We start from the raw sequence: 23271 nt of genomic DNA on the forward strand, positions 1-23271 counted from the left end.
CCGTCGATCTGGAAAATGGAAAGCCCATGCAAGGTCCGTTGGCGTCACTCAAGGTGCTGGATTTCTCGACATTGCTGCCGGGGCCGTTCGCCTCGTTGTTGCTGGCGGACATGGGTGCCGAGGTGTTACGCATCGAATCACCCGCGCGCCTGGACCTGCTGCGGCTATGGCCGCCCCACGACCGTGACATTTCCGCCAGCCACGCCTGGCTCAATCGCAACAAGCGCAGCCTGGCCCTGGATTTGAAGCAGGCCGGAGCGGTGGCGGTGATCCATGACCTGGTGCGCGAGCATGACATCGTCCTGGAGCAGTTCCGTCCCGGGGTGATGGATCGGCTGGGGCTGGGTTATGAAGCCCTGAAGGCGATCAATCCGCGCTTGATCTATGTGTCGATCACCGGCTACGGGCAGACCGGTCCTTACCGTGATCGCGCCGGCCATGACATCAACTACCTGGCGTTGTCGGGGTTGGCCAGCTACACCGGGCGCCGGGAGGACGGGCCGCTGCCCCTGGCGATGCAGGTGGCGGATGTGGCGGGCGGTTCGTTGCACGGGGTGATCGGCTTGCTGGCGGCGGTGATCGCCCGGCAGCAGACGGGGTTGGGGCAATACGTCGATGTCAGCATGACCGACTGTGCCTTCAGCCTGAATGCCATGGCCGGGGCGGGGTTTCTCGCTTGCGGGGTAGCACCTGCGCCCGAGGGGCAGATGCTCAATGGTGGCAGTTTCTACGACTATTACCGTAGTCGGGAAGGGCGCTGGTTTGCCGTAGGGAGTCTGGAACCGGCGTTTATGCAGCAGTTGTGCGGGGCATTGGGGCGAGCGGAGTTGGCGGTTCAAGGGCTGTCGCCCGAGCCTGAGGTGCAACAGGCGTTGAAGCAGGCGTTGCAGAGCGAGTTTGAACAACGTGATTTCGATGAGTTGTGCGCTTTGTTTGCCGGGCTGGATGCTTGCGTCGAGCCGGTGCTCAGCTTGGGCGAGGCGGTCGGGCATCCGCAGTTGCAGGCCCGGGAGGTGGTGGTGCAGGTGCCCCGCGGCGATGGCACTACGCAGGCGCAGATGGCCTGTCCGCTGAAATTTTCCCAGGGGTTGCCGACGCCGAGGCATATCGGCGCACGGTTGGGTGAACATGGTGATGAGGTGTTGCGCGAACTGGGGTACAGCGAAGAGCGGATAGCGGTGTTGCGGGAGGCCGGTGTCATGGCCTGATGATGTTGCGCCTGTTCTATCGTTTTCGCGGGCAAGCACCGCTCCCACAGGTTTTCGGTCGTACACAAAATCCGGATACACCCAGGAACCTTGTGGGAGCGGAGCTTGCCCGCGAAGAGGCCAGTAAGGCCACCATCACTTGTAAAATTTACTCCACCCGCATTTCACCACTGAACACCAGGGTATGCCGACAACGCCGGCACAGATAACGCCGGCCCTCGCTCACCAACCGATGACGCTGGGCCGAAAACGCAAAGTCGCTTTCAGCGCACGGGCAGCGGTAGATATACCGCGTCACCCGGCGGCGCTGGACCTCATAGGTGTGGCAACGATTGGGCGGCAGTTCGTAGACCCCGCGCATGATCAACTGCCATTCCTCGCCATGGGGCTGGATACGTTCGCCGAACAACTGATGGGCGATCAGGTGCGCGACCTCGTGGGCCACGGTCTGCTTGAGGAAGTCTTCGCTGTTTTCCCGGTACAGCTGCGGATTGAAACGCAGCAGGTTTTCATGCAAATGCGCCACGCCAGCCTTCTGGCCACGCAGCTTGAGGCTGACCACAGGACGCTTGAAAGGTCGTTTGAAAAAGGATTCGGCTTGTTGGAAACAGTCTTCGACGCGGGTCTTGAGTTGCTCGGGCATGCTGTACGGATCTCCAGAGGCGTCGAGTATGCCGTAAACCCGGGGATTTCCGAATCCGCCAGGCGCCGAATGGTCGTGGCGCGTTAAAAGGCCGCCTTGCGGCGGCCTGTGTTGGCAGTTATGGCTTTGTTTTATTCAGTTGGTGTACACCGGGCCGACGCCCAGCCCCCAGACAATCACGGTAAAGGCCATGATCGCCACCAGCACCACCAGGCCGACAGCCAGGACGGAGCTGGAGAACAGGAAGCCTTCGTCCGAAGGGATGTTCATAAAGGTCGGCAGGCCGACGTACAGCAGATAGACGGTGTAGCAGATGGCCGCCGTGCCGACGATCATCCCCAGCCACATATGCGGGTAGAGCGCCGCCAGGCCGCCGATGAACAGCGGTGTGGCGGTGTAGGTGGCGAAGGCCACGCAACGGGCCAGGCTCGGATTGGCGTCGTAGGTGCGGGCCATCCAGTGGATAAATGCGCCCATTACCGCCACACCGCCGAGCATGGCGATATAGGACATGAGGGTCATCCAGATGGCGCTGTCCTGGGTCAGCATCACTGGCGCGCGGTTGCCGATGACCCAGCCGATCCGGGTGGTGCCGATAAAGGCCGAAATGGCCGGGATGGCGGCGAGGATCAGGGTGTGGGTGAGGTACATATGGCCGATGCTTTCCTCGGCGTCGCCACGGATTTGTCGCCATTCCTGATCAGGGTGGGTGAACAGTCCGACTACGTGATGGATCATGCCAGTCACTCCTTTTGTTATTGCCATCGCCCCCCGGTGGAGCGCCTGCGGGCCAAGTGGCCGAAGTCAGGTCTGGATTTATATGCGACCTTATATCGCAGTATAGGGAGGGCGAGCCGCACGCTTTAGAGCAAATCGAACTGTCGGGCGGGACTGTAATCGCATTGTCGTATTTGTTTTCTATGGAAGCCGAACCTGTGGGAGCGGAGCTTGCCCGCGAAAAGGCCCTTGAGAGCGCTAAAAGCTTCGCGGGCAAGCACCGCTCCCACACAAGCACTGCTCCCGCCATGGAGTCTTCGCCTGCCGTGGGTTTATAGGTAAAATAATCGGCTTTTCGACACACCTCGCGCGGATTTCAAGGGTTAGGGCAAGAGCTATGGGCACTCTTTCGGTCAATCAGAACAAACTGCAGAAACGCCTGCGCCGCCAAGCGGGTGAGGCGATCGCCGACTTCAACATGATTGAAGAGGGTGACAAGGTCATGGTCTGCCTGTCCGGCGGCAAGGACAGCTACACCATGCTCGACGTTCTGATGCACTTGCAGAAAGTGGCGCCGATCAAGTTCGACATCGTCGCCGTGAACATGGACCAGAAGCAGCCCGGTTTCCCCGAACATGTACTGCCCGCCTACCTGAAAGCGCTGGGCGTGGAGTATCACATCGTCGAGAAGGATACCTACTCGGTGGTCAAGGAACTGATCCCCGAAGGCAAGACCACCTGCTCCCTGTGTTCGCGCCTGCGTCGGGGCACGCTGTACACCTTCGCCGACGAGATCGGCGCGACCAAGATGGCCCTGGGGCATCACCGCGACGATATCGTCGAAACCTTTTTCCTCAATATGTTCTACAACGGCTCGCTCAAGGCCATGCCGCCCAAGCTGCGGGCCGACGACGGACGTAACGTGGTGATCCGGCCGCTGGCCTATTGCAGCGAGAAGGACATCCAGGCCTATTCGGACCTCAAGCAATTCCCGATCATTCCCTGCAACCTCTGCGGCTCCCAGGAAAACCTGCAGCGCCAGGTGGTCAAGGACATGCTCCAGGAGTGGGAGCGCAAGACCCCCGGGCGTACCGAAAGCATCTTCCGTGGTTTGCAGAATGTCGTGCCATCGCAGCTGGCCGACCGCAATCTGTTCGACTTTACCCACCTTCGAATCGATGAGACCGCCGCATCGCGCTTCGTCAACGTAGTGAACCTCTGAATGCGCGATTACAAATGGTTGCATGAGTACTGCCTGAACCGCTTCGGTTCGGCCGCCGCGCTGGAGGCTGAATTACCGGTGCCGGCCAGTTCGCAGCAACTGCGTGAACTGCCGGACGACCGTTATCTGTCGATGATCGCCTTGCGGGTCTTTCGCGCCGGCCTCAAGCACAGCCTGGTGGACGCCAAGTGGCCGGTGTTCGAGCAGGTGTTTTTCGGCTTCGACCCGGAAAAAGTGGTGTTGATGGGCGCCGAGCATCTGGAGCGCCTGATGCAGGATGCGCGAATCATTCGTCACCTGGGCAAGCTCAAGAGCGTGCCGCGCAATGCGCAGATGGTGTTGGACGTGGCCAGGGAGAAGGGCAGTTTTGGCGCGTTGATCGCCGATTGGCCGGTCACTGAAATCACCGGGTTGTGGAAGTACCTGGCCAAGCACGGCCATCAGTTGGGCGGGCTATCGGCGCCGCGTTTTCTGCGGATGGTCGGCAAGGACACCTTCGTTCCGACCTATGACGTGGTGGCGGCGCTGAATGCGCAGAAGATCGTCGACAAGGTGCCCACCAGCCTGCGGGATCTGGCGATTGTGCAGGACGCCTTCAACCAGTGGCATGCCGAGAGCGGGCGGCCGATGTGCCAGCTGTCGATGATGTTGGCGTACACCACCAATCATTGAAGAACATTGATTTCGGTTCGGGCGATAGACCGCGTTATCGTTCTTCGCGGGCAAGCCCTGCTCCTACAGTTCTGCGTCGAACACAAATCTTGTATCCACCACAATCCTGTAGGAGCAGGGCTTGCCCGCGAAAACGTCAGTCCAGGCGCTACACGGCTTGAGCCTGGCCTTCTCCGGCCAACCGCCGATTCAACTGATGACACCAGCGCACATAGACCATCGCGCTGCAGAACACCGCCACGCTCGCGGCCATCTCCAGCACTCCGAACAGCTGTCGATTGGGATCGAACGCCGCCAACGCGCCCTTGATGAAGTACAGGTTCACCACATAGCAGGTGAACGAGTGTCCACGCGCGCTACCCAGCAACATGCCCGGCAGCAAGAGTAACAACGGCACCAGTTCGATCAACAGGATCACCCAGGGCCGCGCACCGTGCAGGTCGGCGAACATCAGGTAATAGATGCTCAGAAAGGCCATCAGGCCGAGAAAGCACGCCAGCGCCAGGCCACGGCTCCAACGCACGCGCGGCTCCAGCCAGGCCTGGGGCGGCAACACCTTGGGCTTCCTAGCCACGGCCGTTCTCCAGGCTCAGGGCAGTCTTCGCCAGACGCAGGCCGAGTGCCCGGCACAAGGCGATTTCATGTTCGTCCAACGCGCGCTTGCCGTCGACGCCGGTATGGTGGCTGGCGCCATAGGGTGTGCCACCACCACGGGTGTCGAGCAAGGCCGACTCGCTGTAGGGCAGGCCGGTGACCAGCATGCCGTGGTGCAACAGCGGCAGCAGCATCGACAACAAGGTGCTTTCCTGGCCGCCATGCAGGCTCGACGTCGAGGTAAAGACCCCGGCCGGCTTGCCCACCAGGGCACCGGTCAGCCACAGGTTGCTGGTGCCGTCGATAAAGTACTTCAGCGGCGCCGCCATATTGCCGAAGCGGGTCGGGCTGCCGAGGGCCAGGGCCGCACAGTTTTTCAGATCATCGAGGCTGGCATACAGCGCGCCTTCCTCGGGGATTTCCGGCGCCACGGCTTCGCACTGGCTGGAAATCGCCGGTACGGTGCGCAGGCGCGCTTCCAGTCCGGCCTGCTCGACGCCGCGGGCAATCTGCCGGGCCATTTCGCGGGTGGAGCCGTTACGGCTGTAGAACAACACCAGAACGTAAGGTGCACTCACGGCAGGATCTCCAGCACATTCTCCGGTGGACGACCGATGACCGCCTTGTCACCGACCACCAGGATCGGCCGCTCCATCAGCTTGGGGTGTGCGGCGATGGCGGCGATCAGTTGTTCTTCGCTGAGCTGGCTGTCGGCCAGGCTCAACTGCTTGTACTCATCCTCGCCGGTGCGCAGCAATTGCCGCGCGCCGATGCCGAGCTTGCCCAGCAACGCCTTGAGCTGCGCGGCGTCCAGTGGGGTTTCCAGGTAGTGCACGACGGTGGGCGTGAGGCCACGGCCCTGGAGCAGTTCCAGCGCACCGCGGGATTTCGAGCAGCGCGGGTTGTGATAAAGCGTCAGATCGGTCATGTGCGGGTCGCATCTTGCGTAAGGTGGCGGGTATTCTACCTGCCTGGCGAGCGCTCCTGAACCTTGTGAGGTAAAGGGTCGCGGTCGATAACGTATTTGATGGGGGATTGTGCACATGGCAAGGCGATTGGCCGCCGCATTGGCGATGATGGGGGCGTTGCTGCTGAGCGGTTGCGGCAACGATTACGGCGTCGACCAGAACGGCCAGAAGGTCGCGTCCGAGCGCCTGGACAAACAGTGGAAGGTGGTCAACTACTGGGCAGAGTGGTGCGGCCCGTGCCGTACCGAGATTCCGCAATTGAACGCCTTGTCCGAGCAGCTCAAGGGCCAGCCGGTGGAGGTGTTCGGGGTGAATTTCGACGGTTTGCAGGGCGATGACCTGCGCAAGGCCGGTGAAACCCTGGGCATCCGTTTCACGGTACTGGCCCAGGATCCGGCGGACTTCTTCGACCTGCCGCGCAGCGAAGCCTTGCCGGTGACCTACATCATCGATGACAAGGGCAAGGTTCGCGAGCAGTTGATGGGCGAGCAGACCGCGGCAGGCGTATTGGCCAAGCTCAAGGCCTTGCGCGGCTGAGCTTCAGCCTTCTTCCGACCACAGCCGCAGCGGCTGGCCTTCCTGCGGCCAGAAACGCACCTGCTCGATGGGCGAGATATCCCAGCGCTGGACATTCTCCAGCGCCTGGAGGAAGCGTTTTTCCTGCTCCATCAACGCCGGTGCGCAGAGTTTGCGAGTGCTGCCGACTTTGCCGAAGCTCAGGTTCCCGCCCTCCAGGGTGTAGGGCGCGAACCAGTGGTTGCAGCCGCCGGTGCCATAGGCCCGGCCATCGTCGCCGAGGGTGACGGTCAGATGGCTGTTGTCGATCAACGGACGTTCGCCGATCCACTCCAGCACGTAGCTGTGATCCTGCTGCAAGTGCACCTGTTCGCCGGCGCAGCCGTACAGGCCGGCGCCCAACATTCCCAGAATCACCACACGTTTCATTACTTTGCCTCCTGGCATCTCGGGCACAGATGTTTCTCGCCCTGTGTCTTCCAGCCCAGCTCGGCGATACGCGCCGTGGCGGCTGGTTTTTGCGCGGGGGTGCCGAGCTTGGCGTCCACCGCGAATTCGAAGTTCAGTTCCTTGGCGCAACTGTCGCAGTTGACCTGCCACTGGTGGATCGCCAGTTCGCCGAAGACCGGCCCCTTGGCGACCGCAACCCATTGGCCGGGCGGATTGATCAGATGGCGAACGGTGTCCACGGTCAGGCGCATGGACAGGTCCTTGCTGCCCTTGAGGGTCACCAGCAGGACATCGTCGGCGCGGATCGAGCCACCGTTGCCGGTGACCTGATAGCGTCCCGGCACCAGGGCGCGGCATTCGGTCAGGGTGTGCTGCGGGTTCATCAGGCTGTAGCGGAAATCGTGTTCGACCATGGGGCCTCCAAATTATGGCCGGTATGCTAGCACGCAGACGCCGCGCAAATGGCAGGGGTGTATGACCTTCGATCCGGTGACGGGGGGGGCGCTGACGATCATGGTACGCGGGCCGTGCCCGGCCCTTGCCATGGATCAGGCACTGACACGGGCCTCGGCGGCCAGTCGGGCGATGGCGACGTCCAGTTCGTCCAAGGCTTGGCGGGCATTGGGCGCGTCTTGCTTGAGTAGGGTTTCGCTGCGCTGGCAGGCCGCGCGCAATTGCGGAACGCCACAGTAGCGGGTGGCGCCGTGGAGGCGGTGCACCCGTTCGATCAGGGCGTTGTGGTCGTTGGCGTTGCGGGCCTGGCGAATCGCTTCGCGGTCGGCTTCCAGGGAGGCCAGCAGCATCGCCAGCATATCGGCGGCGAGATCGGGCTTGCCGGCGGCCAGGCGCAGGCCTTCGTCCGGGTCGAGCACCAGCAGCTCGCTGCCGACGCGGCCCTGTTCGCCGGCCCGTTCCGGCCCCTGGTTGCGCAGGGCCAGGCCGGTCCATTTGAGCACCACCTGGGCCAGTTGCCGCTCGCTGATGGGCTTGGTCAGGTAGTCGTCCATGCCACTTTGCAGCAGGGCGCGTTTTTCGTTGGCCATGGCGTGGGCGGTGAGAGCGACGATGGGCAGCGGGGTGCTTTGCCGCTCATGCTCCCATTGGCGAATCGCCTCGGTGCTTTGCCGGCCATCCATGCCGGGCATCTGCACATCCATCAACACCAGGTCGAAGGCTTCGCGTTGCACGGCGTCGATGGCTGCGTAACCACTGTCCACCGCCAGCACCCAGGCGCCCATGTCTTCGAGCAGGGTCTGCACCAGCAGCAGGTTGGCCGGGTTGTCGTCGACGCAAAGCACTCGCGGTGCCCGGCTGCCGAGGGGCTCGACGGGCTCCAGGCGTGCCGGGCGCGGGGTGATCAGTTCCGCCAGGGCCCGACGCAATTTGCGCGTACAGGCCGGCTTGGCCTGGAGCTGGCCGTGGGGGTTGGGCACGCAGAGCTGGAACAGCGTCTGTTCGGTGGTCGGGCACAGCACCAGCACTTTGCAGCCGAGGTGCTCGAGGTCCCAGATATGCTGGCTCAGGCGTTCCGGCGGCATTTCCTGGGCGGTGACGCCGAGGACCGCGAGGTCGATGGCCTGGTCGGTCTGGTGCGCCCCGGTCACCCCATTGGCGAGGTTTTGCAGGCTGTTGAACGGGGTCACTTCCAGGCCGCAATCCTCCAGTTGGTGCTGGAGAGCCTGACGTGACAACTCGTGATTTTCCAGCACCGCCACGCGGCGCCCGAGCAATGGCGCGGCGGGCAGGTCCTCGATATCGTCGCGGGTCTTGGGCAGGCTCAGGCTGATCCAGAATTCCGAGCCTTCGCCCGGAGTGCTGTCGACGCCGATCTCGCCGCCCATCTGTTCGATCAGGCGCTTGGAGATCACCAGGCCCAGGCCGGTGCCGCCGGGTTGCCGCGACAGCGAGTTGTCGGCCTGGCTGAAGGCCTGGAACAGCGCCCGGACATCCTGGCTCGACAAACCGATACCGGTGTCCTGCACGCTGATGCGCAACTGCACGCTGTCTTCGTGTTCTTCCTCGAGCATGGCCCGGGCGACGATGGTGCCTTCGCGGGTGAACTTGATCGCGTTGCTCACCAGGTTGGTGAGGATCTGCTTGAGCCGTAGCGGGTCGCCGATCAGCGACAGCGGGGTGTCGCGATAGACCAGGCTGACCAGTTCCAGCTGCTTGGCGTGGGCCGCCGGGGCGAGGATGGTCAGGGTGTCCTGGAGCAGGTCGCGTAGATTGAACGGAATGCTGTCGAGCACCAGCTTGCCGGCCTCGATCTTCGAGAAGTCGAGAATTTCGTTGATGATCCCCAACAGGCTGTCGGCGGACTTCTCGATGGTGCCCAGGTAGTCGAGCTGGCGCGGGGTCAGTTCGCTTTTCTGCAGCAGGTGGGTGAAACCAAGGATGCCGTTGAGCGGGGTGCGGATCTCGTGGCTCATATTGGCGAGGAACTCGGACTTGATCCGGCTGGCCTCCAGGGCCTCCTTGCGCGCCAGGTCCAGTTCGATGTTCTGGATCTCGATGGTTTCCAGGTTCTGCCGTACGTCCTCGGTGGCCTGGTCGATGCTGTGCTGCAATTCTTCCTGGGCGTTCTGCAGGGTCTCGGCCATGCGGTTGATGCCCGAGGCCAGTTGATCCAGCTCCTGGCTGCCAAGTGGCGGCAGGCGGGTTTCCAGATTGCCTTCCTTGAGTTGGGCCACGGCTTGCTTGATCTTGCCGAGCGGCGCGTTGATCGTGCGGCTCATGCGCAGGGCCAGCAAGGCGGTGCCGAGCAGGCCGGTGGCAATCAGCAGCAGGCTGGCGAACAGGCTGCGATAGCCGCGCAGCAACATATTGTTATGGGACAGCTCCAGTTCGACCCAGCCCAGCAGGCGGTCGGCTTCTTCCGGGATCACGTCGCCGGAAATATTGCGGTGGCGGCCGAAGACCGGCAATAGATAGCGGGTGGCATCGTTGCCGGTGCGTTGCAGCAGGTGGCTGCTGTTACCGATGGGCGGCTGGTTGAGCATGCTCGGACCGGCATGGGCCAGTTGCTCGCGGTTGGCGCCGAGAAAGGACACGGCGCGCACGTCGGCCTGTTCCAGGGACTGGGTGGCGATGCGCTCCAGCAGGTCGACATCGTTATGGCCCAGGGCCGGCGCGACCAGCGGCGCGAGCTGTTCGGCGATCATCTCGCCGCGTTGCAGCAGTTGGGTCTGCAGGTCCGACTGTTGCAGCCAGGTGAAATAGCCGCCCAGCACCAACGCCATCAGCGTGGTTGGCAGCAGGGTGAGCAGCAGTACGCGGCCCTTGATGCCCAGGTTTTTAAGCACGCAACAGTCTCCGTCAGATACAGCGTCCGGCAGATACGCCCATCTTCGATTATCGGCGCGCGCATCCTGCGCCCGCTCCACTTGCGCAGTGTAGCCATTTGCGGGGGGCGAAATCTCGCAAAGTTTGTGTTTGGACAAGTGATGGCTTGTGATCCGTTGAGAGCCGCGGATCGATTCTTTTCCTGTCGGTTCTGAACGATCGGACGTCCTTGCATGGTGGGAACCGTTTGTCGGGACTGTCATTTCTGACAGGTAGGCAAAACGCTCTGGATGTTTAGTCTTGGAAGGCAGTCTTGTTTTTTCTATTTTCTCAAGAGGAGTCATGGATCATGAACGCAAAAAAAACCTTCAAGTCGCCAGGTAATGCAACAGGTTCAATAACTGCTCATATTGTTGAAGGTCATCCGAAGTTTGAGTTTTCCTCCGTGGAGGTTAATTATTTTTCGGATTTTACCAATCGTTTTATTGGGCTCGATAAAGATATTAATTTTGTTTCTATTGACCCCAATGACGTAAGCGGTCCAGGCAAGTACGCGGTCGGTTTTAGAAAACCCGTTGATATTCACTTTAGTATTGGTGAGCCATTTGTAAATTTTGCGGAGAGCGGCGAGATTATTTTTGAAAGCTATGTCGAGGGGCAGCAGGCGAAGGGCACTTTCAACGTTGTACTTTTTTCGACAGGGCAACACGTACACGGCGCCTTTGAAATCAAGAAGAAATGACGTCGCCGGCAACGCCAATGGATACCGTCGCCCAAGGGTTTCAAAAGAGTGTGGGCAGGTCATGACGACAGGCGAGCGGGGCGCTGGGTTTGCTCGGGTTATATCGTTCAGTTATAGGTACTGCATTTTGAGTGATATGGAGCGCTGACATTTGCCGGTATGATGTCAGCCCCCGCAGTCTGGATTGCGAATACGCCATGACCTTGCAGTACCCTACCATCGCCGATTGCGTCGGCAACACGCCCCTGGTCCGCTTGCAGCGCCTGCCCGGCGCCACCAGCAATACCCTGCTGCTCAAGCTTGAAGGGAACAACCCCGCGGGCTCCGTCAAGGATCGTCCGGCACTGTCGATGATCACCCGCGCCGAATTGCGTGGGCAGATCCAGGCCGGCGACACCCTGATCGAAGCCACCTCGGGCAACACCGGGATCGCCCTGGCCATGGCCGCCGCGATCAAGGGTTACAAGATGATCCTGATCATGCCGGACAACTCCACCGCCGAACGCAAGGCGGCGATGACCGCCTATGGCGCCGAGTTGATCCTGGTGACTCGCGAGGAGGGGATGGAAGGCGCCCGTGACCTGGCCGAGCGCATGCAGGCCGAAGGCCGTGGCAAGGTGCTCGACCAGTTCGCCAATGGCGACAACCCCGAAGCCCACTACACCAGCACCGGCCCGGAAATCTGGCGCCAGACCCAGGGCACGATCACCCATTTCGTCAGCTCCATGGGCACCACCGGGACCATCATGGGCGTGTCGCGCTACCTGAAAGAGCAGAACCCCGAGGTGCAGATCGTCGGTCTGCAACCGATGGAAGGCGCCTCGATTCCGGGTATTCGCCGCTGGCCCCATGAGTACCTGCCGAAGATTTTCCAGGCCGACCGTGTCGACCGTATCGTCGACATGGGCCAGGAAGAGGCGGAGGACGTGATGCGTCGTCTCGCCCGTGAAGAAGGGATCTTCTGTGGTGTGTCCTCGGGCGGTGCGGTGGCGGCGATGTTGCGCCTGTCCCGCGAAGTCGAGAACGCGGTGATGGTCGCGATCATCTGTGACCGAGGCGACCGCTACCTGTCGACCGGCATCTACGACGCGCCCAACTGATGGCCAAGCATGAACGCGGCCTGCGCTTCCAGCCCACTGGCGGTAGCCGGGCGCCACAGGTACCGACCGGCAAGAAGCAGCGCCTGACCATCGAGCGGCTGTCCAACGACGGCCGTGGCATTGCCTTTATTGAAGGCCGTACCTGGTTTGTCGCCGGGGCCCTTGCGGGTGAAGAAGTCGAAGCGCGGGTGCTGGGTGCCCACGGCAAGGTGGTCGAGGCGCGCACCGAGCGGGTGTTTCTCGCCAGCGAGCAACGCCGTCCCGCGCCCTGCGCCCATGCCGGGCGTTGTGGCGGTTGCAGCGTGCAACATATGCCCCACGACGATCAGCTCGCCCTGAAACAGAGCATGCTCGCCGAGCAACTGTCGCGTGTCGCGGGCGTCGAACCACTGGAGTGGGCAGCGCCCCTGACCGGTCCGGAATTCGGCTATCGGCGACGGGCCCGTGTGGCCGTGCGCTGGGATGCCAGGACCAAGACCTTGGAAGTGGGTTTCCGCGCCGCCTCCAGTCAGGATATCGTCGCCATCGACGATTGCCCGGTACTGGTACAGGCCTTGCAACCGCTGATGCGCGAATTGCCGGCCATGCTGCGGCGCTTGAGCAAACCCCAGGCCCTCGGCCATGTGGAATTGTTCAGCGGTTCGGCGGTGGCGGTGTTGTTGCGGCATATGGCGCCGTTGTCGGAGCAGGACCTGCAAGTCCTTCAGGATTTCTGTGTCACCCATGATGCGCAACTCTGGTTGCATGGCGAAGACGGCCCGCAGCCGGTGGACCCGTCGTTGTCCCTGGGCTATCGCCTGGAGACCTGGGACCTGGAGTTGGCGTATCGGCCGGGGGATTTCGTCCAGGTCAATGCCGGGGTCAACGAGGCCATGGTCGCCCAGGCGCTGGACTGGTTGAAGCCGGCAGCCGATGAGCGGGTCCTGGATCTGTTCTGCGGGCTCGGCAACTTTGCGTTGCCCCTGGCTCGTCAGGTGCGCGAAGTGGTGGCGGTGGAAGGCGTGGCGACCATGGTCGAACGGGCCGCCGCCAATGCCTTGAGCAATAATCTGCATAACGCGCATTTTTTTCAGGCCGATTTGTCCCAGCCTTTGAGTGATGCCGGTTGGGCCAAAGACGGCTTTTCTGCGGTACTCTTGGACCCACCCCGTGACGGTGCGTTCGAGGTGGTGGGCAAGCTCGCCGCCCTGGGGGCCGAACGGTTGGTGTACGTGTCCTGCAATCCGGCGACGCTGGCGCGGGACACGGTTGAATTGATCAAGCAGGGCTACCGGTTAAAACGTGCCGGGATCCTCGACATGTTTCCGCAGACCGCGCATGTCGAGGCCATGGCGTTATTTGAAGCGAGCTAGGATGCTCGTCTGGTCCGACTGACTGCCGCCGTATTCTGCCAGCCCAGCCAGACTGCGGGGGCTACAACAGGTCAGCGATTTTGACGCATAGAATCTGCGTCGTAGGGAAGGTAAGCAAGATGGTACAGGTGAGAGCACACCAGCCGATCAACACCGACGGCAGTATCAATCTCGAGGCATGGCTCGATCATACGGTGAGCGTCGATCTGGCGCTGGACCGTGAGGCCTTGAAACAAGCCTGCGAATACGCACGGCTTGCCGAACAACAGACCAACGCGGCGCAGAACCTCTGGCCCGAAGGCGGTTCCAGTTTCAGCACTGGCCTGGAGATCGCCGAGATCCTCGCCGACCTCAAGCTGGACCAGGATTCGCTGGTGGCGGCGGTGCTGTATCGCTGCGTGCGCGAGGGGCAGATTCCCCTGACCGCGGTCAGCCAGAAATTCGGCCCGGTGGTGGCCAAGCTGATCGACGGCGTGCTGCGCATGGCCGCCATCAGTGCCAGCCTCAGTCCACGCCAGTCCCAGGTACTGGGCAGCCAGACCCAGGTGGAAAACCTGCGCAAGATGCTGGTCGCCATGGTCGACGATGTCCGCGTGGCCTTGATCAAGCTGGCCGAGCGCACCTGCGCGATCCGTGCGGTGAAGACCGCCGACGACGAGAAGCGCAACCGTGTCGCCCGCGAAGTCTTCGATATCTACGCGCCCCTGGCCCACCGCCTGGGCATCGGCCATATCAAGTGGGAACTGGAAGACCTGTCGTTCCGTTACCTGGAGCCCGACCAGTACAAACAGATCGCCAAGTTGCTGCACGAACGGCGGCTGGACCGTGAGCGTTTTATCAGCGAGGTGATGAACCAGCTGGAAAACGAATTGCTGGCCACCGGGGTCAAGGCCGATATCAGCGGCCGGGCCAAGCACATCTATTCGATCTGGCGCAAAATGCAGCGCAAGGGCCTGGAATTCAGCCAGATCTATGACGTGCGCGCGGTCCGTGTGCTGGTGCCGGAAATGCGCGACTGCTACACCGCGCTCGGCATCGTCCACACCCTGTGGCGGCATATTCCGAAAGAGTTCGACGACTACATCGCCAACCCGAAAGAGAACGGCTACCGCTCGTTGCACACGGCGGTGATCGGTCCGGAAGGCAAGGTCCTGGAAGTGCAGATCCGCACCCACGCCATGCACGAAGAGGCTGAGCTGGGGGTCTGCGCGCACTGGAAGTACAAAGGCACCGACGTCAAATCCGGCTCCAATCACTACGAAGAGAAAATTTCCTGGCTGCGTCAGGTGCTCGAGTGGCACGAAGAGCTGGGGGATATCGGTGGATTGGCCGAGCAGTTGCGGGTCGATATCGAGCCGGACCGGGTCTATATCTTCACCCCTGACGGCCATGCCATCGACCTGCCCAAGGGCGCGACACCGCTGGACTTCGCCTACCGGGTGCACACCGAGATCGGCCACAACTGCCGGGGCGCGAAGATCAACGGGCGGATCGTGCCGCTCAACTACAGCCTGCAGACCGGCGAGCAGGTGGAGATCATCACCAGCAAGCACGGTACGCCGAGCCGTGACTGGCTGAACCCGAACCTGGGCTACATCACCACGTCCCGGGCACGGGCGAAGATCGTCCACTGGTTCAAGTTGCAGGCCCGCGACCAGAACGTCGCGGCCGGCAAGACCCTGCTCGAACGCGAGTTGGCACGCCTTGGCCTGCCACAGGTGGATTTCGACAAGCTGGCCGACAAGGCCAACATGAAAACCGCCGAGGACATGTTCGCCGCCCTCGGCGCGGGTGATCTTCGCCTGGCGCAACTGGTCAATGCCGCCCAGCAACTGGTGGAGCCGGAGCGCGGCAACGAACAGCTGGAACTGATTCCGCGCAAGGCCACCGGCTACAAGCCGGGCAAGCGTGGCGATATCCAGATCCAGGGCGTCGGCAACCTGATGACCCAGATGGCCGGCTGCTGCCAACCGCTGCCGGGGGATGCCATCGTCGGCTATATCACCCAGGGCCGTGGCGTGAGCATTCACCGCCAGGACTGTGCCGCGGTGCTGCAACTCGCTGGGCGCGAGCCGGAGCGGATCATCCAGGTCAGCTGGGGCCCGGTGCCGGTGCTGACGTATCCGGTGGATATCATCATCCGTGCCTACGACCGTTCCGGCTTGCTGCGCGACGTGTCCCAGGTGCTGCTCAACGAGCGGATCAACGTGCTGGCGGTCAACACCCGCTCGAACAAGGAGGACAACACCGCGTTGATGTCCCTGACCATCGAGATCCCGGGGTTGGATGCATTGGGGCGGTTGCTGGGGCGGATTTCCCAGTTGCCGAACATTATCGAAACCCGGCGCAATCGCACCCCTTGATCATCCGCGGCCTTGAATACGCCGTAAAACTGTAGGAGCAGGGCTTGCCCGCGAAGGCGTCCTTGAGGGCGCCAAAAGCTTCGCGGGCAATCGAGCGTCGACCGGCCGCTCCTACAAGGTTCGCGGTGTGTTCCGGGTAGTGACAAAACCGAATGAGATCACCGATGTACAGCCTTCAAGACCTGCTCCACCTCATGGCCCGTCTGCGCGACCCGCAATACGGCTGCCCCTGGGACATCAAGCAGACCTACGCGACGATTGTCCCCTACACCCTGGAGGAGGCTTACGAAGTCGCCGACGCCATCGAGCGCAGCGACTTCGAGCACCTGCAGGGAGAACTGGGCGACTTGTTGTTCCAGGTGGTCTATTACAGCCAGCTGGCGCGGGAAGAGGGACGCTTCGAATTCGACGGCGTGGTCGACAGCATCACCCGCAAGCTGATCCGTCGTCACCCCCACGTCTTTCCCACCGGCGATCTCTACGCACCCGTGGACCTGCCGCGCTTGAGCGAGGAGCAGGTCAAGTTGCGCTGGGACGAGATCAAGGCCCAGGAGCGTGCGGAGAACCACCGCGCGCCCGAACAGCTTTCCCTGCTCGACGACGTACCGGCCGCCTTGCCGGCCTTGTCCCGGGCGGCGAAGTTGCAGAAGCGCGCAGCCACGGTCGGTTTCGACTGGTCGGACGCCTTGCCGGTGGTGGACAAGATTCGCGAAGAGCTCGACGAAGTGCTCGAAGCCATGGCCGACAACGACCCGGCGGCGATCACCGATGAAGTCGGCGACCTGCTGTTTGCGGTGGTCAACCTGGCCCGGCACCTCAAGGTCGACCCGGAAAATGCCTTGCGGGGCGCCAATGGCAAATTCGACAGACGTTTCCGTTTTATCGAACAGGCATTGCGCGACACCCACCGTCCCATGGAAGATTGCACCCTCGAAGAGTTGGACGCCTTGTGGGGCGAAGCCAAACGTCAGGAAAAGAATAGGCCCAGCTGCGGCTGAGCCGTTGCCCAAGTGAGTAAGCACCATGAGTCTTTCCCTTCGCGACCAGTTGCTCAAAGCAGGACTGGTCAACCAGAAGCAGGCCAAACAGGTCGGCAAAGAGAAACAGAAGCAGCAGCGCCTGGTCCACAAGGGCCAGATCGAGGCTGACGACACCCAGTCGCGCCTGGCCCAGGAAGCGCAGGCCGAGAAGGTCAAGCGCGACCAGGAGCTGAACCGCCAGCAGCAGGAAAAGGTCGAGGCCAAGGCCCGCGCGGCCCAGGTCAAGCAATTGATCGAAACCTCGCGCCTGCCCAAGCTGACCACCGAGGACTACTACAACTTCGTCGACGACAAGAAGGTCAAGCGCCTGTCGGTCAACACCTTGATGCGCAACAAGCTGAGCAATGGCTCCCTGGCGATCGTCCATCACGGTGGCGGTTATGAGGTGATCCCCCGTGAAGCGGCGCTGAAGATCCAGGAGCGGGCGCCTGAATGTATCGTCCAGCTCAACATCCTGAGCGAAGCCCAGGTGCCGGACGAGGATGATCCGTACGCGGCCTACCAGATCCCTGACGATCTGATGTGGTAACCCGCCAGTCCTGCTGAAAGGAGACGGCCAGAAACGACAAACCCCGCCAGGCAGCGGGGTTTGTCGTTTTACAAGTCTGTCACTGCCAGGCGTTCAGGACGCCTGCATCTCGCGTTTCTTCTCGAGGGTTTCCAGCTCGTTCTTATAATTATGAGCGTCGGTCTCGTTGTGAAACATGCCTACCAGGAGGTCCTGCTGGTGTACATCCCAGATTCGAATGCCGTGGGCAACGCCTTCATGGGACATGTGTGCATCATCGCGTTCGGTTACTTTTACGGTCATCTGCAAGCTCCAGTCTCTGTTGAACTGCGGCAACGCGTCGCAGGCCTCTGTTATATGATTCATTAGCCTCCTACGTAAATCGGTAACGGACGGAATTTATTCTTGCGAGAAACGCAATAATGGCCGAAGGCCCGGATTGCTTGGGTTTGCGCTTTTCGAGCGAAAGTTTTCTGACAAAAGTTTCATCTTGGCTATGCTGCAAAACAGCGTCCCAGACGCTTGCAAGCGTGGTTATGCAAGAGGGTGGCGGTGAATGTGAGATAGCTTTCGCGGGCAAGCCCTGCTCCTACAGTCTTGTGTCGTTCACTGGTTTTATATAGGACACGAGACTGTAGGAGCAGGGCTTGTCGGGACGCCGCACCGCCGCGAAGAGGCCCTTGAGCCTTGCAACATCCGCTTGCATGCAGCAGCGAGCAGGCATAAAAAAGCCCCGCGTTCGCGGGGCTCTTTCTGGCCGCTTGAATCAGCTGCCCTTGACCTCTTTGCCGGCCACGGTGCCTTCCTGGAGCATGATGTTGTACTCCTTGCCGTCGGTTTCCACCTGTTGCAGGCGGACCAGCAGGTAGTCCCAGTCCTTGGCGAACCACATCACGGTGGTGCGCTTGTTCTGTGTCGGGTCGCGCACGCGCTCGACCTTGATCGCATCGACCGAGCCGGCCTTGGTGCTGACTTTTTCCGCGCCCAGGACCCGGAAGTCGTAGGTGTCGGTGTCGGTACCTTCGACCACCTGGTAGCTCATGCTTTTCTTGCCGGCCGCGACATCACGTTGCAGGGCCAACTGATAAGTCGACTTGTCGAGCATGCCGCTGTTCAGAGGCACCTTGACCGGATCACCGCGATCGCTGCCGGTGACCATCTTCGACGCCCAGTCGAAGTCCAGGTTGATCTTCTTCGCCTTGCCCAGGCCGCCACGTTCGAAGTTGTAGCTCTGTGGCAACAGGGTGTCCTTGTCGAGGCGCAGGGTGCTTTCCTCGGTCAGGCTGGCGATCATCATGGAAGCCTTGAAACTCAAGGTCCAGGTGCCGTTATCGTTTTTCGACAGGCTGCGCTCGGCCGAACCGCTCATGGGCAGTTGTTTCCAGTCGGCGGTATAGCTGGCGGAGAAAGGTTGAAGATCCGCTGCTTGCACTGCCGGCAAGGCGAGCAGGGTAAGGGCGAAGAGCAGGGCACGACGCATAAAATCTCCTAGGTTCGAATCATTTGGCCGCTGGCCGCGAGTAATTGACCGTCCAACAATGCACCCTGTTCGCCCAGGACCAAACGCCCCTCGGCAAACCAGCGTACCGCCAGCGGATAAATCCTGTGTTCCTGGGTGTGGACCCGTTGCGCCAGACTCTGCGCGGTATCGTCAGACTCTACCGTAACCACAGCCTGTACGACCAGAGGCCCGCCATCGAGTTCCTCGGTGACGAAGTGCACGCTGCAGCCATGCTCCCGATCACCGGCTTCCAGCGCGCGCTGATGGGTGTGCAGGCCTTTGTACTTGGGCAGGAGAGAGGGGTGGATATTCAGCAGGCGCCCTTGATAGTGGCGGACGAAGTCAGCGCTGAGAATGCGCATGAAGCCGGCCAGCACCACCAGTTGCGGATTGAAGGCGTCGATCAGTTCGATCAAGGCCGCGTCGAAGGCTTCGCGACCCTCGAAGGCCTTGTGGTCCAGGGCGCGGGTTTCGATCCCCGCGTCCCGGGCGCGTTGCAGGCCATAGGCGTCGGCGCGGTTGGAGATCACCGCGGCGATGCGGGCCGGATTTTCACCGGTCCGCACGCTATCGATCAGGGCCTGCAAGTTGCTGCCGGTACCGGACAGCAACACCACGACGTTACAGGTCGAGGTCATCGGCTCGGACATCAGTGCGCCTTGAGGTTCTTCAGCTCGACCTGGGCAGCGCCTTCGGCGGCAGTGGCGATCTGGCCGATGACCCATGGCTGTTCGCCGGCTTCGCGCAGGACGTTGAGTGCTGCTTCAACGTGCTCCTGGGCGACACAGATGACCATGCCGACACCGCAGTTCAGCACGCGGTGCATTTCGGTTTCGTTGACGTTACCTTTTTCCTGCAGCCAGTCGAAGACCGCCGGACGCTGCCAGCTGGCCACGTCGACCACGGCCTGGGCGCCTTTTGGCAGGACGCGCGGGATGTTGTCGAGCAGGCCGCCGCCGGTGATGTGGGCCATGGCCTTGACCGCGCCGGTGTCCTTGATCAGCTTGAGCAAGGGCTTGACGTAGATACGGGTCGGCGCCATCAGCAGGTCGGTCAGCGGCTTGCCGTCGAGCTGGATGGTTTCGATGTCTGCACCCGACACTTCGATGATCTTGCGGATCAGCGAGTAGCCGTTGGAGTGCGGGCCGGAAGACGGCAGGGCGATCAGGGCATCGCCGGCGGCGACTTTCGAGCCGTCGATGATCTCGGCCTTTTCCACCACGCCGACGCAGAAACCGGCCAGGTCGTAGTCTTCGCCTTCGTACATGCCCGGCATTTCAGCGGTTTCGCCGCCTACCAGGGAGCAGCCGGCCAGTTCACAGCCGGCGCCGATGCCGGTGACCACCTGGGCAGCGGTGTCGACATTGAGCTTGCCGGTGGCGTAGTAGTCGAGGAAGAACAGCGGTTCGGCCCCGCAGACCACCAGGTCGTTCACGCACATGGCCACCAGGTCGATGCCGATGCTGTCATGCTTGTTCAGGTTCAGTGCCAGGCGCAGCTTGGTGCCGACGCCGTCGGTGCCGGAGACCAGGACCGGCTGCTTGTAACCGGCCGGGATCTCGCAGAGGGCGCCGAAACCGCCCAGGCCGCCCATGACTTCCGGGCGCGCAGTGCGCTTGGCCACGCTCTTGATGCGTTCGACCAATGCTTCACCGGCGTCGATGTCTACACCGGCGTCCTTGTAGCTCAGGGAGGGTTGCTTGCTCATGATCCAGGCCTTTAGGGGGGATTCAGGGGGTATCGACCGGCAGCGGTTGGGTCTCATGGGGAACACGAACGGGTTCGGGTTTCCTGGGAGGCCGGATGCTCGCCGGTCTGCGAAGGCGCGCGATTTTATCAGGCTTGGGCAGCAGCGGCCATCCTCGGGCCGACGGCAGGGTCATATCGTGTTAAAAAAATCCCTGTACGCTCGTGCTGGCCGCAATTGACGCGGCTGTATAAGGTATAGCCCTTGACCCGCGATCTTTATGACGGGGAAAAACTTTTCAGCGATTGTGTGAATAATGGCACTGCGCCGTGGTCCTAAACCTGTCGCCTTGTATTCACGCGGTCTTTACCTGCCGCTTTCTGTCCGTCGGGAATTTTTCATGCGTCTGATCAAATTATTGAGTGCCGGCTGTCTTTCCCTGTTGAGCCTGGCGATCCACGCGCAAACCCTGAATGGCTTGTACCAGGTACGGGAACCGGTCAGCAGCCAGACCCCGGATGAACGCAACCAGGCCACCCAGCGAGCCCTGGAAACCCTGGTGTTGCGCCTGACCGGCGATCCCAAGGCGCTGCAGAACCCCGGCTTGGCCGAAGTGCGCAAGGATCCGCAGCAAATCATCAGCCAGTACGGTTACGACGCCGGGCCGCCGGAAAGCCTGCAGGTGGATTTCGACCCGGTGAGTACCGACCGTGCCTTGCGCGGCGCCGGGCTGGCGCTGTGGGGCAGCAACCGACCGGCGATTCTCGGTTGGTGGCTGAACGATTCGACCGAGGGCTCCAACCTGGTCGGTGACGGTCAATCGGCCGCCGAGCCGTTGCGTCGGGCGGCGCAACACCGTGGCCTGCCACTGCGTCTGCCGTTGGCTGACCTGAACGAACAGATCGTCGCCACGGCGAAGAATCTTGAAGGCAGCGATGCCTCGCCGTTGCACGACGTGTCCGAGCGCTACGGCGCCGATGCACTGCTGGCGGTGCATGCCCATGAAGAGGGCGGGCAGTGGCAGGCGAAATGGCGCTTGTGGCTGGGCGACCAGAAAGAGCAGGGCACGGCCCAGGGCGCCGACAGCGCCGCGTTGGCGGATGCGGTGCTGTTGGCGGTGAGCGAACGCCTGGCGCCGCGTTTTGCGGCCAAGCCCGGGGTGGCGACCGAACAACGGCTGGAAGTGCAGGGCATGACCCTGGAGCGTTACGCGGCCCTGGAGCATTTGCTCGAACCCTTTGGCGGTCGGCCACAAAGCGTGGACGGCGACCGGATCATCTATCAGGTCAACGGCAGTGCCGAACAGCTGCGCGCGCAACTGGGGCTGGCGAAGTTGCAGGAGATCCCGGCGGGCGAAGCCTTGCCGGCGGTGACGGCCAATGCTGCGCCAGTCGCCCCAGGTGCCCCGGCCGCGGCACCTGTTGCACCTGTACCTGCGGCGGCGCAGTTGCGTTTCCGTTGGTAGGTTTTCGGTTCTATTGAATTTCTTTCTATATATAAGGCAGAGGTCGTCCATGACCGACACACGTCGATGGTTCTGGTTGGGCGCGGCGATCCTGCTGTGCGTGTTCGTGTACCTGTTGCACCCGATACTCTCGCCGTTCCTGGTGAGCCTGCTGCTGGCCTATATGTTCGACCCGCTGGTCGACCGCCTGGAAAAACTCGGGATGTCCCGGACCTGGGGCGTGGTCTCGGTGTTCGCGCTGTTTATCCTGGTGTTGATGACCTTGCTGCTGGTGCTGGTACCGATGCTGGCCAAGCAGTTCTTCCGCCTCTATGAACTGGCGCCGCAGATGCTCGACTGGCTGCAGCACACCGCTCTGCCCTGGGCCCAGCACAAGTTCGGCCTGGCCGACGGTTTCTGGAAGTTCGACAAGGTCAAGGCAGCCATCAGTGAGCATATGGGCCAGACCGGCGACATCGTCGGCGTGGTGCTGTCCCAGGCGACAGCTTCCAGCCTGGCACTGATCGGCTTCGCGGCGAACCTGTTGCTGGTGCCTGTGGTGAGTTTCTACTTGCTGCGGGACTGGGACCTGATGACGGCCAAGATCCGCAGCCTGCTGCCCCGTGACCGCGAGGCGCAGATTGTCTCCCTGGCGGGCGAGTGTCATGACGTGCTGGGGGCGTTCATGCGCGGCCAGTTGCTGGTGATGCTGGCGTTGGGGGGGATCTATGCCGGTGGCCTGATGCTGGTCGGCCTGGAACTGGGCCTGTTGATCGGCCTGCTGGCCGGGCTGGCGGCCATCGTGCCTTATATGGGCTTTGTGATCGGCATCAGCGCGGCGATGATCGCCGGCCTGTTCCAGTTTGGCGGTGACCTGTACCCGATGATCGGCATCCTCGCGGTGTTCATGATCGGCCAGGCCCTGGAGGGGATGGTGCTGACGCCGCTGCTGGTCGGCGACCGCATCGGCCTGCACCCGGTGGCGGTGATCTTCGCGATCCTGGCCGGGGGTGAACTGTTCGGTTTCACGGGCATATTACTGGCCCTGCCGGTGGCTGCGGTGATCATGGTGCTGGTGCGGCATATGCACGATCTGTACAAAAGTTCGGACATGTACGGCGGCCGGGAAGACCCCGATCTCTGAAGAGCGCACGCAAACCTTTGATTTTGCTTGTGGTCTGTTGCATTGTGCACCCAGCCTCACGGGTATAAACTTTGCAGACTTTACACAGAGGCCACTAACGGTTCCCGGTAACCGTTCA

At 61.9% G+C, this 23271-nt stretch carries 24 protein-coding genes; 12 read left to right on the forward strand and 12 right to left on the reverse strand.

The annotated features are described in order from the left end of the window. Window positions 1-26 precede the first annotated feature (26 nt). Window positions 27-1208, forward strand: coding sequence for a CaiB/BaiF CoA transferase family protein (locus tag HX830_RS19885; protein WP_177102099.1), 1182 nt, complete (start codon window positions 27-29; stop codon window positions 1206-1208). Between the two features lie 148 nt (window positions 1209-1356). Here HX830_RS19885 and HX830_RS19890 read toward each other — a convergent pair whose 3' ends face one another. Next, window positions 1357-1851 carry a SprT family zinc-dependent metalloprotease gene (locus HX830_RS19890; protein WP_177102101.1) on the reverse strand — a complete coding sequence of 165 codons (495 nt, stop codon included), beginning with the start codon at window positions 1849-1851 and terminating at the stop codon, window positions 1357-1359. A 135-nt stretch (window positions 1852-1986) separates the two neighbouring features. Beyond that, entirely contained in the window at window positions 1987-2589 is a 603-nt protein-coding gene (locus HX830_RS19895) for a Yip1 family protein (protein ID WP_100944199.1), read from the reverse strand. A gap of 376 nt (window positions 2590-2965) precedes the next feature. Between HX830_RS19895 and ttcA the strand changes: the two genes are divergently transcribed. Together ttcA and HX830_RS19905 are read left to right on the forward strand one after the other, a co-directional pair. Beyond that, on the forward strand, window positions 2966-3790 hold the full coding sequence (ttcA, locus tag HX830_RS19900) for a tRNA 2-thiocytidine(32) synthetase TtcA (protein ID WP_100944198.1): 825 nt from the start codon (window positions 2966-2968) through the stop codon (window positions 3788-3790). Next, window positions 3791-4462: a DNA-3-methyladenine glycosylase I gene (locus HX830_RS19905; RefSeq protein ID WP_152741516.1), complete on the forward strand. Its 672-nt coding sequence runs from the start codon at window positions 3791-3793 to the stop codon at window positions 4460-4462. It abuts the gene before it with no gap. 148 nt (window positions 4463-4610) lie between these two features. Here the strand turns inward: HX830_RS19905 and HX830_RS19910 are convergent, their stop codons facing one another. The 3 genes from HX830_RS19910 to arsC are packed head-to-tail and all read right to left on the reverse strand — an operon-like array spanning window position 4611 to window position 5984. After that, complete coding sequence (locus HX830_RS19910) at window positions 4611-5036, reverse strand: DUF2069 domain-containing protein (protein WP_177102103.1); 426 nt, start codon at window positions 5034-5036, stop codon at window positions 4611-4613. Then, window positions 5029-5634 (reverse strand): NAD(P)H:quinone oxidoreductase, encoded by a 606-nt coding sequence (gene wrbA, locus HX830_RS19915; protein ID WP_177102105.1) that lies wholly within the window; start codon window positions 5632-5634, stop codon window positions 5029-5031. The genes HX830_RS19910 and wrbA overlap by 8 nt, the downstream gene beginning before the upstream one ends. Beyond that, window positions 5631-5984: an arsenate reductase (glutaredoxin) gene (arsC, locus tag HX830_RS19920; RefSeq protein ID WP_177102107.1), complete on the reverse strand. Its 354-nt coding sequence runs from the start codon at window positions 5982-5984 to the stop codon at window positions 5631-5633. The genes wrbA and arsC overlap by 4 nt, the downstream gene beginning before the upstream one ends. A 115-nt stretch (window positions 5985-6099) precedes the next feature. Here arsC and HX830_RS19925 point away from each other — a divergent pair, with 115 nt between their 5' ends. After that, window positions 6100-6561, forward strand: coding sequence for a TlpA family protein disulfide reductase (locus HX830_RS19925; protein WP_152741514.1), 462 nt, complete (start codon window positions 6100-6102; stop codon window positions 6559-6561). 3 nt (window positions 6562-6564) lie between these two features. Here HX830_RS19925 and HX830_RS19930 read toward each other — a convergent pair whose 3' ends face one another. From HX830_RS19930 to HX830_RS19940, 3 genes are all read right to left on the reverse strand, one after another. After that, complete coding sequence (locus HX830_RS19930; protein ID WP_103497269.1) at window positions 6565-6969, reverse strand: META domain-containing protein; 405 nt, start codon at window positions 6967-6969, stop codon at window positions 6565-6567. Further along, entirely contained in the window at window positions 6969-7403 is a 435-nt protein-coding gene (locus HX830_RS19935; RefSeq protein WP_103497270.1) for a hypothetical protein, read from the reverse strand. The genes HX830_RS19930 and HX830_RS19935 overlap by 1 nt, the downstream gene beginning before the upstream one ends. Before the next feature lie 135 nt (window positions 7404-7538). Beyond that, the gene (locus tag HX830_RS19940) at window positions 7539-10292 is read right to left on the reverse strand and encodes a response regulator (RefSeq protein ID WP_103497271.1); all 2754 of its coding nucleotides are present in this window, start codon (window positions 10290-10292) and stop codon (window positions 7539-7541) included. 329 nt (window positions 10293-10621) lie between these two features. Here HX830_RS19940 and HX830_RS19945 point away from each other — a divergent pair, with 329 nt between their 5' ends. The 6 genes from HX830_RS19945 to HX830_RS19970 all read left to right on the forward strand — a co-directional run bounded on the left by HX830_RS19945 (window position 10622) and on the right by HX830_RS19970 (window position 17398). Then, a complete protein-coding gene (locus tag HX830_RS19945; protein WP_177102109.1) occupies window positions 10622-11014 on the forward strand; it encodes a hypothetical protein in 393 nt (130 codons plus the stop codon). A 197-nt stretch (window positions 11015-11211) separates the two neighbouring features. After that, on the forward strand, window positions 11212-12114 hold the full coding sequence (gene cysM, locus HX830_RS19950; protein WP_100944188.1) for a cysteine synthase CysM: 903 nt from the start codon (window positions 11212-11214) through the stop codon (window positions 12112-12114). Next, window positions 12114-13466: a 23S rRNA (uracil(1939)-C(5))-methyltransferase RlmD gene (rlmD, locus tag HX830_RS19955; protein ID WP_152741512.1), complete on the forward strand. Its 1353-nt coding sequence runs from the start codon at window positions 12114-12116 to the stop codon at window positions 13464-13466. The genes cysM and rlmD overlap by 1 nt, the downstream gene beginning before the upstream one ends. Before the next feature lie 119 nt (window positions 13467-13585). Then, window positions 13586-15829 carry a GTP diphosphokinase gene (gene relA, locus HX830_RS19960; RefSeq protein ID WP_103497273.1) on the forward strand — a complete coding sequence of 748 codons (2244 nt, stop codon included), beginning with the start codon at window positions 13586-13588 and terminating at the stop codon, window positions 15827-15829. A gap of 164 nt (window positions 15830-15993) precedes the next feature. Next, window positions 15994-16827, forward strand: coding sequence for a nucleoside triphosphate pyrophosphohydrolase (gene mazG, locus HX830_RS19965; protein WP_177102111.1), 834 nt, complete (start codon window positions 15994-15996; stop codon window positions 16825-16827). Between the two features lie 25 nt (window positions 16828-16852). Beyond that, a complete protein-coding gene (locus HX830_RS19970; RefSeq protein WP_152741510.1) occupies window positions 16853-17398 on the forward strand; it encodes a DUF2058 domain-containing protein in 546 nt (181 codons plus the stop codon). A 93-nt stretch (window positions 17399-17491) separates the two neighbouring features. Here HX830_RS19970 and HX830_RS19975 read toward each other — a convergent pair whose 3' ends face one another. The 4 genes from HX830_RS19975 to purM all read right to left on the reverse strand — a co-directional run bounded on the left by HX830_RS19975 (window position 17492) and on the right by purM (window position 20586). Beyond that, window positions 17492-17680: a hypothetical protein gene (locus HX830_RS19975; protein WP_100940982.1), complete on the reverse strand. Its 189-nt coding sequence runs from the start codon at window positions 17678-17680 to the stop codon at window positions 17492-17494. A 463-nt stretch (window positions 17681-18143) separates the two neighbouring features. Beyond that, the gene (locus tag HX830_RS19980; protein WP_177102113.1) at window positions 18144-18857 is read right to left on the reverse strand and encodes a DUF3108 domain-containing protein; all 714 of its coding nucleotides are present in this window, start codon (window positions 18855-18857) and stop codon (window positions 18144-18146) included. Between the two features lie 8 nt (window positions 18858-18865). After that, window positions 18866-19516, reverse strand: coding sequence for a phosphoribosylglycinamide formyltransferase (purN, locus tag HX830_RS19985; protein WP_103499004.1), 651 nt, complete (start codon window positions 19514-19516; stop codon window positions 18866-18868). A gap of 11 nt (window positions 19517-19527) precedes the next feature. Then, window positions 19528-20586, reverse strand: a complete 1059-nt coding sequence (gene purM, locus HX830_RS19990; protein WP_100940951.1) for a phosphoribosylformylglycinamidine cyclo-ligase — start codon at window positions 20584-20586, stop codon at window positions 19528-19530. 379 nt (window positions 20587-20965) lie between these two features. On the opposite strand from purM, the gene HX830_RS19995 reads away from it, so the two are divergent. After that, window positions 20966-22030: a DUF2066 domain-containing protein gene (locus HX830_RS19995; RefSeq protein WP_177102115.1), complete on the forward strand. Its 1065-nt coding sequence runs from the start codon at window positions 20966-20968 to the stop codon at window positions 22028-22030. Between the two features lie 49 nt (window positions 22031-22079). Beyond that, window positions 22080-23153 (forward strand): AI-2E family transporter, encoded by a 1074-nt coding sequence (locus HX830_RS20000; RefSeq protein ID WP_152741507.1) that lies wholly within the window; start codon window positions 22080-22082, stop codon window positions 23151-23153. The last annotated feature ends 118 nt before the right edge of the window (window positions 23154-23271 follow it).

Origin of the sequence: Pseudomonas gingeri (assembly GCF_013385425.1) — a bacterium.
GTDB lineage: Bacteria > Pseudomonadota > Gammaproteobacteria > Pseudomonadales > Pseudomonadaceae > Aquipseudomonas > Aquipseudomonas gingeri_D.

Bases quoted from the DNA above. Each gene is read 5' to 3' on its own strand.
- HX830_RS19905 (WP_152741516.1), top strand. From the start codon at position 3,791: ATGCGCGATTACAAATGGTTGCATGAGTACTGCCTGAACCGCTTCGGT.
- rlmD (WP_152741512.1), top strand. From the start codon at position 12,114: ATGGCCAAGCATGAACGCGGCCTGCGCTTCCAGCCCACTGGCGGTAGC.
- HX830_RS19975 (WP_100940982.1), bottom strand. From the start codon at position 17,680: ATGACCGTAAAAGTAACCGAACGCGATGATGCACACATGTCCCATGAA.
- mazG (WP_177102111.1), top strand. From the start codon at position 15,994: ATGTACAGCCTTCAAGACCTGCTCCACCTCATGGCCCGTCTGCGCGAC.
- cysM (WP_100944188.1), top strand. From the start codon at position 11,212: ATGACCTTGCAGTACCCTACCATCGCCGATTGCGTCGGCAACACGCCC.
- purN (WP_103499004.1), bottom strand. From the start codon at position 19,516: ATGACCTCGACCTGTAACGTCGTGGTGTTGCTGTCCGGTACCGGCAGC.
- arsC (WP_177102107.1), bottom strand. From the start codon at position 5,984: ATGACCGATCTGACGCTTTATCACAACCCGCGCTGCTCGAAATCCCGC.
- HX830_RS19890 (WP_177102101.1), bottom strand. From the start codon at position 1,851: ATGCCCGAGCAACTCAAGACCCGCGTCGAAGACTGTTTCCAACAAGCC.
- HX830_RS19980 (WP_177102113.1), bottom strand. From the start codon at position 18,857: ATGCGTCGTGCCCTGCTCTTCGCCCTTACCCTGCTCGCCTTGCCGGCA.
- HX830_RS19925 (WP_152741514.1), top strand. From the start codon at position 6,100: ATGGCAAGGCGATTGGCCGCCGCATTGGCGATGATGGGGGCGTTGCTG.
- HX830_RS19895 (WP_100944199.1), bottom strand. From the start codon at position 2,589: ATGATCCATCACGTAGTCGGACTGTTCACCCACCCTGATCAGGAATGG.
- relA (WP_103497273.1), top strand. From the start codon at position 13,586: ATGGTACAGGTGAGAGCACACCAGCCGATCAACACCGACGGCAGTATC.
- HX830_RS19885 (WP_177102099.1), top strand. From the start codon at position 27: ATGCAAGGTCCGTTGGCGTCACTCAAGGTGCTGGATTTCTCGACATTG.
- purM (WP_100940951.1), bottom strand. From the start codon at position 20,586: ATGAGCAAGCAACCCTCCCTGAGCTACAAGGACGCCGGTGTAGACATC.
- HX830_RS20000 (WP_152741507.1), top strand. From the start codon at position 22,080: ATGACCGACACACGTCGATGGTTCTGGTTGGGCGCGGCGATCCTGCTG.
- HX830_RS19995 (WP_177102115.1), top strand. From the start codon at position 20,966: ATGCGTCTGATCAAATTATTGAGTGCCGGCTGTCTTTCCCTGTTGAGC.
- HX830_RS19970 (WP_152741510.1), top strand. From the start codon at position 16,853: ATGAGTCTTTCCCTTCGCGACCAGTTGCTCAAAGCAGGACTGGTCAAC.
- ttcA (WP_100944198.1), top strand. From the start codon at position 2,966: ATGGGCACTCTTTCGGTCAATCAGAACAAACTGCAGAAACGCCTGCGC.
- HX830_RS19930 (WP_103497269.1), bottom strand. From the start codon at position 6,969: ATGAAACGTGTGGTGATTCTGGGAATGTTGGGCGCCGGCCTGTACGGC.
- HX830_RS19945 (WP_177102109.1), top strand. From the start codon at position 10,622: ATGAACGCAAAAAAAACCTTCAAGTCGCCAGGTAATGCAACAGGTTCA.
- HX830_RS19935 (WP_103497270.1), bottom strand. From the start codon at position 7,403: ATGGTCGAACACGATTTCCGCTACAGCCTGATGAACCCGCAGCACACC.